Annotated in this window: 12 protein-coding genes and 1 pseudogene; 11 read left to right on the top strand and 2 right to left on the bottom strand. The window is 39.4% G+C overall.

Features of this window, described 5'->3' with window-relative positions; all coding sequences use genetic code 11:
• The first annotated feature begins 21 nt into the window (after positions 1-21).
• Both P7J58_RS04470 and P7J58_RS04465 read left to right on the top strand, forming a co-directional pair.
• Positions 22-204 carry a type II toxin-antitoxin system HicA family toxin gene (locus tag P7J58_RS04470; protein ID WP_014637653.1) on the top strand — a complete coding sequence of 61 codons (183 nt, stop codon included), beginning with the start codon at positions 22-24 and terminating at the stop codon, positions 202-204.
• A gap of 37 nt (positions 205-241) precedes the next feature.
• A complete protein-coding gene (locus tag P7J58_RS04465) occupies positions 242-691 on the top strand; it encodes a type II toxin-antitoxin system HicB family antitoxin (RefSeq protein WP_024404710.1) in 450 nt (149 codons plus the stop codon).
• Between the two features lie 261 nt (positions 692-952).
• Here P7J58_RS04465 and P7J58_RS04460 read toward each other — a convergent pair whose 3' ends face one another.
• Positions 953-1,996, bottom strand: coding sequence for a zinc-binding dehydrogenase (locus P7J58_RS04460; RefSeq protein ID WP_408554138.1), 1,044 nt, complete (start codon positions 1,994-1,996; stop codon positions 953-955).
• 155 nt (positions 1,997-2,151) lie between these two features.
• On the opposite strand from P7J58_RS04460, the gene tehB reads away from it, so the two are divergent.
• The 3 genes from tehB (at position 2,152) to P7J58_RS04445 (ending at position 7,531) form a co-directional block, all read left to right on the top strand.
• Positions 2,152-3,012 carry an SAM-dependent methyltransferase TehB gene (gene tehB / locus P7J58_RS04455; RefSeq protein WP_408555765.1) on the top strand — a complete coding sequence of 287 codons (861 nt, stop codon included), beginning with the start codon at positions 2,152-2,154 and terminating at the stop codon, positions 3,010-3,012.
• Between the two features lie 88 nt (positions 3,013-3,100).
• Positions 3,101-4,960: a C69 family dipeptidase gene (locus P7J58_RS04450; RefSeq protein WP_408555764.1), complete on the top strand. Its 1,860-nt coding sequence runs from the start codon at positions 3,101-3,103 to the stop codon at positions 4,958-4,960.
• Positions 4,961-5,080: 120 nt separating this feature from the next.
• On the top strand, positions 5,081-7,531 hold the full coding sequence (locus P7J58_RS04445) for a heavy metal translocating P-type ATPase (RefSeq protein WP_408572560.1): 2,451 nt from the start codon (positions 5,081-5,083) through the stop codon (positions 7,529-7,531).
• A gap of 182 nt (positions 7,532-7,713) precedes the next feature.
• Here the strand turns inward: P7J58_RS04445 and P7J58_RS04440 are convergent.
• Positions 7,714-8,576, bottom strand: a pseudogene (locus P7J58_RS04440) (helix-turn-helix domain-containing protein).
• Positions 8,577-9,785: 1,209 nt separating this feature from the next.
• On the opposite strand from P7J58_RS04440, the gene tpx reads away from it, so the two are divergent.
• The 6 genes from tpx to P7J58_RS04410 all read left to right on the top strand — a co-directional run bounded on the left by tpx (position 9,786) and on the right by P7J58_RS04410 (position 14,469).
• Positions 9,786-10,271 carry a thiol peroxidase gene (gene tpx / locus P7J58_RS04435; protein ID WP_408555762.1) on the top strand — a complete coding sequence of 162 codons (486 nt, stop codon included), beginning with the start codon at positions 9,786-9,788 and terminating at the stop codon, positions 10,269-10,271.
• A gap of 235 nt (positions 10,272-10,506) precedes the next feature.
• Positions 10,507-11,373 (top strand): helix-turn-helix domain-containing protein, encoded by an 867-nt coding sequence (locus tag P7J58_RS04430; protein WP_408555761.1) that lies wholly within the window; start codon positions 10,507-10,509, stop codon positions 11,371-11,373.
• Positions 11,374-11,800: 427 nt separating this feature from the next.
• Positions 11,801-12,700, top strand: a complete 900-nt coding sequence (locus P7J58_RS04425; protein ID WP_408555760.1) for an ATP-binding cassette domain-containing protein — start codon at positions 11,801-11,803, stop codon at positions 12,698-12,700.
• The gene (locus P7J58_RS04420; RefSeq protein ID WP_408555759.1) at positions 12,690-13,397 is read left to right on the top strand and encodes an ABC transporter permease; all 708 of its coding nucleotides are present in this window, start codon (positions 12,690-12,692) and stop codon (positions 13,395-13,397) included. The genes P7J58_RS04425 and P7J58_RS04420 overlap by 11 nt, the downstream gene beginning before the upstream one ends.
• A gap of 19 nt (positions 13,398-13,416) precedes the next feature.
• Positions 13,417-13,983 carry a hypothetical protein gene (locus P7J58_RS04415; RefSeq protein WP_408555758.1) on the top strand — a complete coding sequence of 189 codons (567 nt, stop codon included), beginning with the start codon at positions 13,417-13,419 and terminating at the stop codon, positions 13,981-13,983.
• A 21-nt stretch (positions 13,984-14,004) separates the two neighbouring features.
• The gene (locus tag P7J58_RS04410; RefSeq protein ID WP_408555785.1) at positions 14,005-14,469 is read left to right on the top strand and encodes an ATP-binding cassette domain-containing protein; all 465 of its coding nucleotides are present in this window, start codon (positions 14,005-14,007) and stop codon (positions 14,467-14,469) included.
• The last annotated feature ends 45 nt before the right edge of the window (positions 14,470-14,514 follow it).

Below are 14,514 nucleotides of genomic sequence, written 5' to 3'. Positions count from 1 at the left end.
TTGTCAGGAGGTAAAAGCGCTATGCCTATGACACAAAAAGAAATGGTTAAGCTACTTACCGCCCATGGTTGGACAAAGACCAAAGGTGGTAAGGGGTCGCACGTTAAACTTGAAAAAGCAGGCGAGCGACCTATAACCATTCCCCACGGTGAAATTAACAAATACACCGAAAGGGGTATCAAAAAGCAAGCAGGGCTGTTATAACAACAGTCTACCGCTTGTTTTCTTTTGGAGGTAAACTATGCTTGTCACTTATCCAGCTTTATTTTATTATGATGATACAGACGGAGCTAACGCCCCTTACTTTGTAACTTTCCCTGATTTTGAGCATTCAGCAACTCAGGGCGAAGATATGGCAGACGCTATGGCAATGGCTAGCGATTGGTTAGGCATGAACTTAGCTGATTATATCGAAAATGGAAGAGACATTCCTACCCCGTCTTCTATAAACACTTTGTCATTAGTAGATAATAACCCCTTCCGTAATGAGGATTTTGAGATGGTTTACGATTCTAGCAAGTCTTTTATCTCCATGGTGATGGTGGACGTTGCAAAGTATTTGGGCAGTCAAGAGCCAGTAAAGAAAACACTCACTATCCCACGCTGGGCAGACACTCTAGGACGTGAACTAGGATTGAATTTCTCACAGACCCTCACGGATGCAATTGCAGATAAAAAAATTCATGCTTAACACTTGCTTCTGTTATTGCAAATGCTGAAACTGGACCTTTCTACTCCCGTTGAGCATTAGTAGTTCTAATGAGTGGGATGGTTCCGTTTTTATCTTTCTATAAATTATACGAAAACCCCCAGACAGTTCAGAGACTATCTGGGGCTCTCTTTTGTATTATACTCAATGAAAATCAAAATCAGGCTAGGCGACGCAGGTGCAGATAGAACTGAAGTTCATCAAATCAAGTCAACAACGGCTGAGTTTGATTTTCGAAGAGTATTAATCCACCGTCACCATTGCTTTAATAGTTTTGCGGTTGGCCATGTCTTGGTAGGCTTGGTCGATATTGTCCAGGCTGTAAGTTTGAGTGAATACACGACCTGGGTTAATGTCGCCTTTGAGAACAGCATCGAGCAAAATTTCCTTATCATAGGTTGTGACAGAAGCAGAGCCACCACCGATAATGATATTTTGAGCAAAGGTTGAGCCAAGGGCGTGGTTATTGTAATGAGGCACACCGACAAAACCGATACGACCACCATTGTGAAGAACACCGAGGGCTTGGTCAATAGAGGCTTCTGTTCCAACACATTCGAGGGCAGCATCCGCTCCACCACCAAGAATTTCACGGACTTTGGCAATGCCTTCCTCGCCCCGTTCTGCCACTACAGCAGTAGCCCCTGATTCCAAAGCCATTTGCTGACGATCCGCGTGACGGCTCATCATGATAATCTGAGAAGCTCCGCGCATTTTTGCAGCAATGACGGCACATTGGCCAACCGCTCCGTCACCGATGACGACGACCTTGTCGCCTGGTTTGACATCTGCTACGCGGGCTGCGTGGTAGCCTGTTGGCATAACATCAGCTAATGTCAAAAGGGATTTAATCATGCCTTCTGAGTAGTCACTTGGCTGACCAGGAACTTTGACCAAGGCCCAGTTGCCGTAGTGGAAACGAATGTATTGAGACTGGTAGTTGTTGCCCCAGTTGGTGTAGCCTGGGTGGTTGTCACAGGTACCGTCAAAGCCAGCACGACAGGCATCACAGTGTCCGCAACCATGTGTAAATGGAACAATAACGAAGTCACCAGGAACAAGTGTTGTAATGTCTTCGCCTACCTCTTCAACGATACCAATGGCTTCATGACCAGAGTTTGTGTCACCGTGGTCATGGTGAATATCCTCACCGTAGCCCCAAAGGTCTGACCCACATACACAAGCCCGAACGACCTTGATAATGACATCATCCTTAGCTTGAAGGCTTGGTTTTTCGATTTCTGCAACGGTCATCTTACCGGCTTTTTCATAAATAGCTGCTTTCATATTTATCACATTTTTACTTTGCAAGTAAATATCCTTTCTAATTGATATGAACTATTATACACCTTGGAGTCAACTCCAAGTCAAGTAAAAAATAGGTTTGAATTCATATTTCCTTTGTGATAGACTAGAACTACTATTGACTAGAAGGAGAAATAATGACAGTTTTAGTTCCTTACAAACGGATGCCCATTTGGAATCAGGATACGGTTCCCCAACATTTTTTGACCAAGCACAATACCAAGGTGGGGACTTGGGCCAAAATCAAGGTCTTGAAGGGTCAACTCAAATTTGAGCCCATTTCAGATGATAATGAGATTTTGGGAGAATATGTCTATGGTCCGACAGACGATATTCCTTTTGTGGAGCCACAGGCTTGGCATAGGGTGACCCTGTTGACAGAGGATACGGAGTTTTTCTTGGAATTTTTCTGTCAGCCAGAGGATTATTTTACTAAAAAATATGACTATACACGGACACATTCAGAAGTCTTGGAGGCCTTGAAAATCATCGAGCCCTGTAAGGTTTTGGATTTGGGTTGCGGTCATGGTCGCAATAGTCTCTATCTAGCCCAGCAGGGATTTGAGGTAACGGCGGTTGACAAGCACGTGCCGAGCATTCAGACGCTCTTGCAGGTCAAGGAAGCGGAGGATTTGGACTTGCAAGCTGGGACCTATGACATCAACTCAGCCAGTCTGGAGCAGGATTACGATTGGATTATCTCAACTGTGGTCTTTATGTTCTTGGAGCGGGAGCGGGTGCCAGCTATTATCCGCAATATGCAAGAGCAGACGCGGCCGGGTGGTTATAACTTGATTGTAGCGGCCATGGATACGGAAGATGCACCCTGTCCTATGAATTTCTCCTTTACCTTCGGAGCGGGTGAGTTGAAGGAATACTATCGTGACTGGGAATTGGTCAAGTACAATGAGGATTTTGGCCAGCTCCATAAGCGTGATGAACATGGTAATTTCCTCAAAATGCGATTTGCGACCATGTTGGCTAGAAAAAATGTGTAAAATATATCTGAAAGCACTTGCAAGGCAGGTGCTTTTGCGTTACAATATATGTGCAAAAGGGTATTTTATTATATGAAAGGAGAAGTCTATGAAAAAGACTTTTGTTCGTATAGCCACATTTCTAATGTTGGTTTGCCTATTCCCTGCTCAACTTGTTCAAGCCTGTTCAGGCTTTATCATTGGGAAAGGGTTGACAACGGATGGTTCTATCCTTTATGGTAGAACGGAAGATTATCCCTATCCACCAGATAATGGAGCGCACAATAAAAATTATATTGTGGTTCCAGCAGCAACCTATGCTGAGGGAGATATGTTGGTGGATGAAACATTTGGTTTTACAGCACCACACTTGGCAAATGAGTTCAAGTACACCTCTACGCCTGATGCGGCGCGTGGGGATGGTTCAAATGGTAATTATGGGGCGCACGGTTTTAACGAAAAAGGCGTATCCATGACTGCTACTGTAACAGCTATTCCAAATGCTAAAGTCTTGGCAGTTGATCCTCTAGTTGAAGCTGGAGGGCTGGGAGAACCAATTTTGATTGATTATGTTCTTCCTAGGGTCACTAGTGCGCGTGAAGGTGTTGAGCTGATTGCAAAGACAATCGATGAAAAAGGCTCTGCTGAAGGAAATATTGTTATCATTGCTGACAAAAATGAAGTTTGGTACATGGAAATTTTGTCAGGACACCAATACGTAGCCATCAAGTTCCCTGAAGACAAGTATGCAATTTTTGCCAATACCTACTATCTAGGTCATGTTGATTTTACCGATACAGAAAATGTGATTGCTTCTGCAAAGGTTGAAGAAGTAGCCAAACAAGCGGATAATTATGTGACAGTTGATGGGCAGTTCCATATCGCTAAATCATACGGTCCTGCAACTTATGCTGAAGCAGACCGTTCCCGTGTGTATGCAGGTATTAAATTGATGGATCCAGCATCGCCTGTAACCTATGAAGATGCTGTGTATGATTTGCTACGTCAGCCAACAGATCCAAGTCGTCGCTTTAGTTTACAAGATACCTTTGCCTTACAACGTAACCGTTTTGAACATCTTCCAGAATTTCGTCCAGACGATGAAGCAGGCAAGGTAAAACAAGGGGATAATGGTGCGAATGACCAAGCGGCAGATGCGACTTATAAATACGCTCTTGGTAATGAAAACGTCATCGATGCCCATGTTTATCAGATCAATAGTAGCTTACCATCAGCCTTCGGTGGCACAGTGTGGTTGGGCTTGGCTCAGACAAGGAATACACCGTATGTTCCATTCTATGGTATTGTGACGGATACTTATGAAGCCTTTAAAAATCGCTCAGCTTCTTATGACACGAATTCATGGTACTGGACGGTACAAAATATTGATAAGATGGCCATCTCACACCCAGAGTTATTTGGTACATCAATTCAAGAAAAATGGATTGCTCTTGAAAGTGAATGGATTGCTGCGCAGGCAGCTCTTGATGCTCAATATGCTGGACTTTCAGAAGATGCAGCCGTAGCTCTGGCTCCAACTGTAACCGAGGAAACCTTGGCTCGTTCAGCAGAGATTTTTGCCCAACTAAAAGCTGTTGAAGCTGAAATAATGGCAAAAATTGAAGCAGCAACAACTCCGTCATCCAGCAGCACCGACTCATCAAGTAGTACTGAACCATCCACTAGTACCGAACCATCGACCAGCACTGAGCCATCATCAAGTGGTACCGAAACTTCAACCAGTACAAGTCAGTCTACAAGTGCTTCTGATACAGGAGGAGCTGCGGATACTTCCTCCTCAAGCGGAACAGTAGTGTCTTCAGATAAGAAAGTAACACCTACCAATAAAAAAGGTAAATCAAGTCTTCCTAGTACAGGTGAGCAAGTCAGCCTCTTGTTGGTGGCGCTAGGTGTTGCAGGAATTTTAACAGCAATTTTTCTTCATCGAAAAAAATCTAGTAAAGAATAAATGAATATGTAAAAGTAGGTTGGATTGATTTCAATCTACTTTTTTGAAACAATTTTGTTTACAAATGTAGTCGTATATTGTATAATTTGTTTACAGATGTAGTCAGAAAAGGAGTAACCTATGAAACAAGCAAGCTATCCCATTCAAGGTATGACCTGTGCTTCCTGTGCTATGACAGTTGAGAAAGCGGTTGGCAAATTAGCAGGAATGGAAGAAGCTAGTGTCAACCTAGCGACTGAAAAATTGAGTGTTAGCTATGATGAAAAGCTTTTGGGACTAGAGGATATTCGTCAGGCAGTTGAAAAGGCGGGATACCAGTTAGTTGATAACTTGGTGAACGAGTCTTATGACATTTCAGGCATGACCTGTGCTTCCTGTGCCATGACGGTTGAAAAAGCTCTGGGAAAACTAGAGGGTGTAGAAGAGGTCGCTGTCAATCTGGCAACAGAAAAGGCGACCATCCGTTATAGCCGTGATAGGCAGAATCCAGCTAGTCTTGAAAGAGCAGTTGAGCAAGCAGGTTATCAGCTAATTCGACCAGAAGAAGTAGAAGAGGCTGCGGACAAGGGACCGAGCAAGGAAGACAGGCTATGGAAACGATTTGTCTGGTCAGCAGTCTTTACTCTTCCACTGCTCTATATTGCTATGGGTCCTATGTTGCCTTGGGGTGGGCTTCCATTACCAGCTTTGCTCCACCAACCACTAGTCTATGCGATCAGCCAAGTCATCTTGCTCATCCCTATCCTCTATATCGGACGCAGTTTTTTCCAAAAAGGCTTTAAAACTCTCTTGCAAGGCCATCCAAATATGGATTCCTTGATTGCTGTTGGGACTGGAGCAGCCTTGGTTCAAGGTCTTTTGATGATTGTCTTTCTTCTAATGGGGAAAGAAGTAGCCACGCACGGTCACCATCCAGAACTGTATTTTGAATCAGCCGCCGTTATCTTGACACTGATTACCCTTGGAAAATATTTTGAAGCTAGGTCCAAAGGTCAAACTTCTGAGGCCATTAAGAAGTTGATGGATTTGGCTCCCAAGACAGCCCAGGTCCTACGAAATGGGCAGGAAATACAAGTGGCGATTGAAGAAGTGGTAGTCGGTGACCAGGTCCTTGTTCGTCCAGGTCAGCAGATTCCTGTTGACGGTCAAGTTCTAGAAGGCCAGACACGTGTCGATGAATCTATGTTGACGGGTGAGAGCCTGCCAGTGAAGAAGGCTCTAGGCGATACTGTTTTTGGCGGTACCCTTAACCAGCAAGGTGCCATTACCATGCAGGCTACCAAGGTTGGTCGTGATACGACTCTGGCTCAGATTATTCGCTTGGTAGAAGAGGCTCAAGGGTCTAAGGCTCCCATTGCCAAATTGGCTGACCAAGTATCTGCCGTCTTTGTGCCAGTTGTCATGGGCTTGGCATTCTTGTCGGGTCTGGCCTGGTACTTCTCGGGGCAAGAATCCTGGATTTTTTCACTTAGTATTATCATTGCCGTCTTGGTCATCGCCTGCCCTTGTGCTCTGGGTCTAGCAACCCCTACGGCTATCATGGTAGGAACTGGAAAAGGAGCAGAAAATGGTCTTTTGTTCAAGTCTGGTCAAGCTATTGAAACCCTACAAGGTGTGAACACCATTGTCTTTGACAAGACTGGGACCATTACAGAGGGCAAACCTCAGGTGACAGACATTCATCTGGTGTCTACGAAAAATCGTGAGCAGGTTCTCCAGCTGGCCGCAAGTAGCGAGCAATTTTCCGAGCATCCTCTGGCTCAGGCCCTCCTGCAAGCTGCTCAGACTGAAAAGATTGATCTTTTGCCTGCCACCGATTTTCAGGCGCTTTCAGGCCGTGGTCTTTCGGTGACAATAGCCGAGCAGACCATCTATCTGGGAAATGAACGGTTGATACGGGAACAGGGAATTGATGTTTCCAAAGGATGTGCAGTTGCGGAAACATTTGCCCATCAAGCTAAGACGCCTGTTTTCCTAGCAACCCAGCAAGAATTACTAGCAGTCATTGCCATTGCTGATAAAGTAAAAGAGACCAGCCGTCAGGCTGTCCAGGCTCTGCAAGCTATGGGATTAGAAGTGGTCATGCTGACAGGGGACAATGAAAAAACTGCCCAAGCCATTGCCAAGGAAGTCGGCATTGAGCAGGTGGTCAGTCAGGTCCTGCCAGATGACAAGGCCAACCAAGTTAAGCTCTTGCAAGAACAAGGCAAGACAGTCGCCATGGTAGGTGATGGTATCAACGATGCCCCAGCCCTCGCTCAAGCCCATGTGGGTCTGGCCATTGGTTCTGGGACTGATATTGCCATTGAGTCTGCCGATATTGTTCTCATGCATAGTGACATTTTGGATGTGGTCAAGGCTGTTAAACTCAGCCAGGCAACCATGCGGACCATCAAACAAAATCTCTTCTGGGCCTTTGCCTACAATGTGATTGGCATTCCAATTGCCATGGGACTTTTACATGTATTTGGTGGACCTCTGCTCAATCCTATGTTTGCAGGTGCAGCCATGGCCCTCAGTTCAGTGTCAGTCGTCTTGAACGCTCTGCGATTGAAAAGGGTAAAAATGTAGAAAAAAGATTTAAGAGAAATATCTGACAAAAAATGGATAGTCTGTTAGTTATTTGTGTAACATGGGACAATCCTCACAGGATATTTCCTTATATTATAATACTAAAAACAAAGAAAAGTCCTTAGAAACCTAATTCTATGGACTTTTTCTTTGGTCTGGCAGTTTAAATTTTTGAGTACAAATCAAGTATTATCCAATTCCTTCAAATAATTTTCTATCTTCATCAGCATTAAAGGATTGTTATAAATCTTGCATAGTTCTTTCGCTTCTATGTAATAATTTTTAACCTGTTCCTTGTCTAGAAATTGTGCACCAGCATTTCCGACGAGAATAAGAAGGGGAGCCAGTTGATAGCTTGTTTGCCTTTCTTTACAGAGTTCAATTGTTTCAAGAGCTTCTTGGATGGCTTCGTTATATTTTTCCTTTGATACTAAATAGTGAGCGTAGTTGTGGCGGACTCTGATGTAACCAAATAAAAACTCTTGATGATCTAGATTTTTTGTCTGATACAACTCCATTAAATGAGAGTAGTTTGCTTCGTATTCTTGTTCACGGCCAACAAGGGAGTAGAAATTAGATAGTGTGTTCAATACCTTTAAGTAAATTAAAGTAGTTGAGGATACTTTTGATAATATATTTTCCAAGTAGGAGATAGCCTCAAACTGAAGGTTATATTGATAGAAGTCAATGATAGCTTTAATCCATTCAAGGTAAGTTCGATCTTCTAGTGTTAGAAAAGTGCTTCGGTCAACCTCTATTTTATAAAGATATTCTAAATCGTCATAATTTCTATCGTCTAGTAGACGAGAAGATAGGTGTTTGAAGTTGGACAGGTTAGATTTAACTTCAATTTGTTCATTGAAAAAGTAATCTAGTGGGACTTTAAGTCGTTGAGAGAGTTTGAACAAAAGGTCTGCGGAAGGGATGAAATGCCCCTTTCAATTTTACTAATCTGACTTTGTTCACAAATTCCTTCAGCAAGAGTTTGCTGGGATAGTCCTAGCTCTTTTCTTTTTAATCTGAATTTTTCAGCGAGTATACTCATAAAGACAATATTTCCTTTTATTTTTCTGAATCCATTATATAGTATTTAGTTAAAAATGGCAAATTTAGCCAATCTAAAAATAACTGAATGGAATAAAAAAAAGTAAGAAACGGCATAAAAGTAATTGACTTGAAAAATAAATGTGTGCTAGAATGAAGACAAGAATCAGAAAGGGTTTTCACAAGATGAGTAAGCACAAGGGATTAAAAAAACTGTTTGGTTTGTGTTTATTGAGTTTGCTAGTTTTATATCTGGAAAAGATGTTCTGGTCTATGATAAACCTACTTCAAATTTAGATAGTATTAGAAAGGATTGGTTTCTAAATTCCATAAAGTTTTTGAAGAAAAGAAGTATTGTTATGCTAATATCCCATGATGATGAGGTGATTAAAAGCTGTGATCAAATAATTCAAATTAAGGAGGTAAATAAAAATGCTTGAGAATCTATTAAAGGAAATTAATCCATTCTATTCTGAACCAATTATAAATCATATAATATTATCAGTTAGTATCATTGTTGCAGGTATGTTTCTATTGAGTTATGGTATAAAAAAAATCAATTCAAGTTTAAAAATAAATTTTAGAAACGTTGAGTATGTAATTAGTGAGCACAGTTTGAAATACTTAATTGTAATTTCTGGAGTAGTATTATATACCTTCCTATCTCTAGAGGTTCTTAGTAATATTTTGGTCAAGTCTACCTATTACCTAGGGAGAGTTTGTTTAATCCTAATTTCGCTTTTGTCGTTATGGTATATCTTAAAAAATAATAGACTTTTAAATAAAGAGTGAATTTAATTTTTTAAATGCGTAATTTTATCCCTATATTTCTGGCTCTATAATTTCTGTTATAGGTACTCCCATCGCAGAGGTAATAGAGCTTTTTGAGTATACAAATTGAATGTACAAAGAACCGCCCAATATACTTTGTTATTAAGCGTTTACATTGTGATTGGCCAAAGAGGGATAAATTTTTTCAATCAATTACCTAGTCTGAATAAGCGACTTGTTGTGTTTAATAGAGAAAGTGCCTCCTCTTAGCATTGTCAGAACGGAGCCTCCTTCGCGACGAATGACCACATGTTTGATTGGTTGGTATGAAGACGCTTGGAAGATGAAAAGAGCCTGAAAATATAAATACCAGTCAAAAAACTGGTATTTTTGCTTATAAACGCTTACAATAGATATATTAAGTGCAAGGGAGATGTTTATGACAACCTTTATTGGAAAACCGGTGACTTTGGTAGGTCCACGATTGCAGGTGGGAGATACCGCCCCTGATTTTGTCCTCATGGCCAATGACTTGAGCCTGAAAAGCTTGAAGGACTTTGGCAAGCAGACTAAGGTCATCAGTGTGGTGCCTTCTATTGACACAGGGATTTGCGATACCCAGACCCGTCGCTTCAATCAGGAACTGGCTGACCGTGACAATACGGTTGTCGTGACCATTTCAGCAGACCTGCCTTTTGCCCAAAAACGCTGGTGCGGAGCTGCAGGTTTGGAGGATGCCATCACCCTGTCTGATTACTATGACCATGCCTTTGGTAAATCCTACGGTGTGCTCATGCGAGAGTGGAATTTGCTGGCGCGTGCGGTCTTTGTCCTTAATGCCGACAATGAAATCACTTACGTAGAATACTTGGACAATGTCAACGAACATCCCGACTATGATGCGGCTTTAGAGGCTGTTAAATAAAGATAGAACGGTGCCTGAAAAGGTATCGTTTTTTTAACGTTTAATTTATCCTGCTAGAAATTTATTGTGAAGATACAGTGTGAAAAGAGGGGATGTTCATGATTTAGTATGAAACGAAGAGATAACATACATATTCTAATATAGATTTTATAAATAATATGCAAATGGATATTTTTATTGTCTTTAAAATTCATAAGTGCTAGAATAGTTGTATAATACGAGTGAGGTAACAACAATGAGAATACAACTAGGCTCTAGGTTAAAACAAAAAAGAAAAGAGATGAAATTATCTCAGAAAGAATTGGCAGAAGGTGTATGTAAACAAGGTCAAATTAGTAGAATTGAGAGTGGCGCTTATACTCCTGGTTCTGAATTGCTTTTTGAATTATCAAAAAAACTAAATGTTTCGATGAATTACTTTTTTGAAGACACTGTTTCTGAGCAGGAAGAGGAGTTAGTAGAATTCAAAACTGTTGTACGAAATTTCTTAGTCCATAGAGACTACCAAGGACTAAGATATGTTTATGAATTGGAGTCTAATAATAAACATCGTTTATCGGTAGCAAATCAATTATACTTAGAGTGGGTAGGTGGATTAGTCGATTTTTATTTTTATGATAAAAAGAAGGAAGCTATATCCAAAATGGAATATCTACTTGAACAATTGGAGAGTTCTAATTTATTTTTTTTACAAGTATCAAATACACTCCTAAATTTTTATTTTGATGTTAATGATGAAGAATTATTTGATGTACAATTTGAAAGACTGACAGAAAAAACGGATAATTTTCAACCTAGCATGATTGAAGAATTGGAATTAAAAATTAAACTTCAATATAACATTTCACGTTACCTGTGGCTAAAGAAGGATTACATCCAAGCTATAGCTAGCATCACAAAGGCCATCGAATTTTGTAGGTCACACAGAAGCTATTATTCCTTACCCGATTTATTTTGTTTACTAGGTAATGTCCATGAAGAACTTGGAAATACAGAGAGTGCGAAACAACATTTTCGTCAGGCATATTTTTTATATAAATTGGATGCTAACCGTCAAATGGAATTGAATCTGGAGCGATATATAGAAGAAGACAAAATATAGGAACTCTAATGATGAAGATTGGCAAGAGTTGATAGTAGATAAGTATATATTTAAACGCAGAGAATTAGCCAATTTGCTCACATGATTTCTGCGTTTTTAATTTGCAAAATTCTTTTAATTATACCACCAGAGATACATATTTGAATATAATTTTAAAAAATACGAATTCTTTATTTTTAAAATTGACAAGATAAAAGAGTTATGATAAACTATAAATGAAAGGGATTACAAAATCCTGCCATGAGAAAATTGAAAATGAGAGAAAAAACAAAAATAACAGCTGGTCAAATTTGTCTATACTATTGGTATGGAATCGGTTTCCTTTGCTGGGATTAGTTTACATGGTTCCGTTCACCAAATAATTTAATAACTTGACTGGTCGATAGTTTGTCACTTTTCTATCGACTTTTCTTTTTAGGAGGTTGCTATGGCAAATACATTATTAAATGTTACAGCAGTATCCAAAACTTACGGAAAGCAAAAAGTTTTAGATAATATTAGTTTTGATATTAACTATGGAGAAATTTGTGGTCTAGTGGGAGAAAATGGTGCTGGCAAGACTACCTTAATCCGAATTCTTGCAGGATTGATTTCGAGTAATTCTGGAGAAATAAGTGGTTTAGAGAGTCAAGGTGTTTCCTGTATAGTAGAGTCACCTGCTCTGTATCCCCATTTATCTGCAGGCGACAATCTTCGTGTTCAAATGATTGGTTTAGGAATCGGAGCGGATAAAGACAAAGTCAAAAATTTATTACGTATGGTTGGACTTGAGGGTGTAGATTCTAAGAAAAAAGTGAAAGATTTTTCTCTTGGAATGAAGCAACGTTTGGCAATAGCCTTGGCGATCTGTGATTGGCCCAAACTACTCATATTAGATGAGCCAATAAACGGTCTGGACCCTGTGGGTATTAAGGAAATTCGTGAGATTCTTCTGCTTTTGAAAAATGAATATCGTATGACCATTCTAGTTTCAAGCCATATCTTGTCTGAATTAGACTTAGTCGTTGACAAGTATATCATCATGAGCAAAGGAAAAGTGTTGCAAATAATACAAAAAGATGCCTTGCAAAACTTACTTCAAACTAAGCGTATTGTTAGAGTGGATAAGGAGCCTGAAGCACTTGAAGTGTTACTTTCCGAGGGAATTGAGGCGATAGTGACCGACGAAGGAATAGAGCTTTCAGAAATTGGGAAATCAACTAGCTGGATTATTGATTGTTTACGGAAAAATGAGATTCAAATCGAGGAAATCATTAAATTTCAACCGAGTTTTGAATCCTATTATCTATCTTTGATTACAAGAGAGGAGGATTCTCATGTTCTATAAGGTAAAAGCAGATTTTTATAGGGTCTGGAAAGAAAGAAGTTTATTTTTTCCAGTCTCTCTGGTGATTCTTTTAGGAGTACTCTTTGCTTATTTAATGAGAGAGACTGATGGACAAGGAGGTGTTACGATGATTTTATCATCAGTGGCAGGATTTATACCTCTATTCTTCTCAAGTGCCTGTAATCTAGTCTGGGGAGAAGAGTTCACCAATCGCACCATTAACCATGCAATCATAAAAAGTTCCTCTCGATTTTCAGTCTACCTTTATAAATTGTTTGAAACCTTGTCTCTGTGTTTTGCATATACGCTTTTACTGTTTGTTACAGTAATTGTATGTAGAAATTTTTTGAATGGACAAGTAGATGTGGGTGAATCATTTGACCTGCTCATTAAACAGTTGCCATTTCATCTCTGTTTTTCGCTACTATGTCTGTTCATTTTTCAGTATGTAGATAAGATTTATCAAGCCTACCTTATTTATACCATGATTGTCTTGATGTTTGATAATTTAGTTTCGTATGTTACAACAAGTCTTTTGGCAAATGATGTCTTTTCTCATTTCTTTCTATTTAATCAGGTAAAGTTAATCACTAATCAAACAGAATTTTTTACTCCGTCTAGTCTTATTGCATTGATATTTAGTGTTGTCTATTTATTGAGTTCGTACTTACTTTTTTCTAGTAGGGAGTTTAAATAGTTTAAGGAGGGCACTTGTAATGAAAAAAATAATTCCATTTTTCATTTTAATCATTACTTTTTTAGGAGTTGCGATTTACCTAAGTTTAGAGAGTGACAAAACAGATGTAGAAATTGCTAAGTCTTGGACTGTAACGAGCAAAGAAATTAATACTATTGAAATCTATGGTAGCGAACAACCTTTTGAACTTGAAATTTTGGAGACTGACAATGAAGTGACGATGATTAGTTTGACAGGGAAAATTTCTGAAACAGCAATGTCAACACTTGAGAAGGCAGATATAGGTACAAATGATGCTTATATACCATTGGGTAAAAAGGGTTTTAAGTTAGTTACCGTCGCAAGTGGAAAGAGTAGTTTAAAAGCAAAAATTGAATTGGCAAAAGGTGCTACATTTAAAGAAGTTTATGTTGATACATGGAATGGTACTGTAGATATTACTCTGCCTCGAAGTTACGATGGAGGATATGATGTCAATTTGAATAGTGGGGCAAAGTTACTAGAAGTTCCTGAAGAAGGAGCTAATAAGGCAAGTATCCTCAAAATAGATGCCTATGCCGATGTTAGCATCAGAAAGGGTGATTAAGATGATTACTCATCATAAGGTATTCTAAGTCCTACATCAGGTGAATTATGTTTAAATGAGAAAACGTTTGGGACTTTAAAACATACAGATATAACACAATATGTTAGTAGTTACTCAAACGAATATAGATTGTTTGCTGGAACAGTGATGCATAATATGTACTTTGATTTATTTACAAATTCTCATATAAATAAAGTTGCTTTCAATAGATTTTTAGGATTATACCATAATTATCAAGTAAATTCTCAAGGGAAAAATTTATCTTTGGGTCAGCAACAACGATTATTGATACTGAGAGCCTTGGTCCAAAAAAATAAGCAGGTTTTTGTATTTGATGAGCCAACTAGTAATTTAGATGAGCAATCTAGAAAAGAATTCATGCAGATGCTATTAGAATTAAAAGAATCAGGAAAAATAATTTGTATCGTTTCACATGACAAAAATTTACAGTCTATTGCAACAGATACTATATGTCTAAGTAGGTAGTATTTGATTGCATTTGTTCAAATTCATCCAGTTCTACGTGGAATA

Origin of the sequence: Streptococcus suis, from assembly GCF_046032535.1 — a bacterium.
Taxonomy (GTDB): Bacteria; Bacillota; Bacilli; order Lactobacillales; family Streptococcaceae; genus Streptococcus; species Streptococcus suis_AK.
The sequence above is the reverse complement of the archived record's forward strand: the minus strand, read 5'-3'. Positions and strand labels throughout refer to the sequence as shown.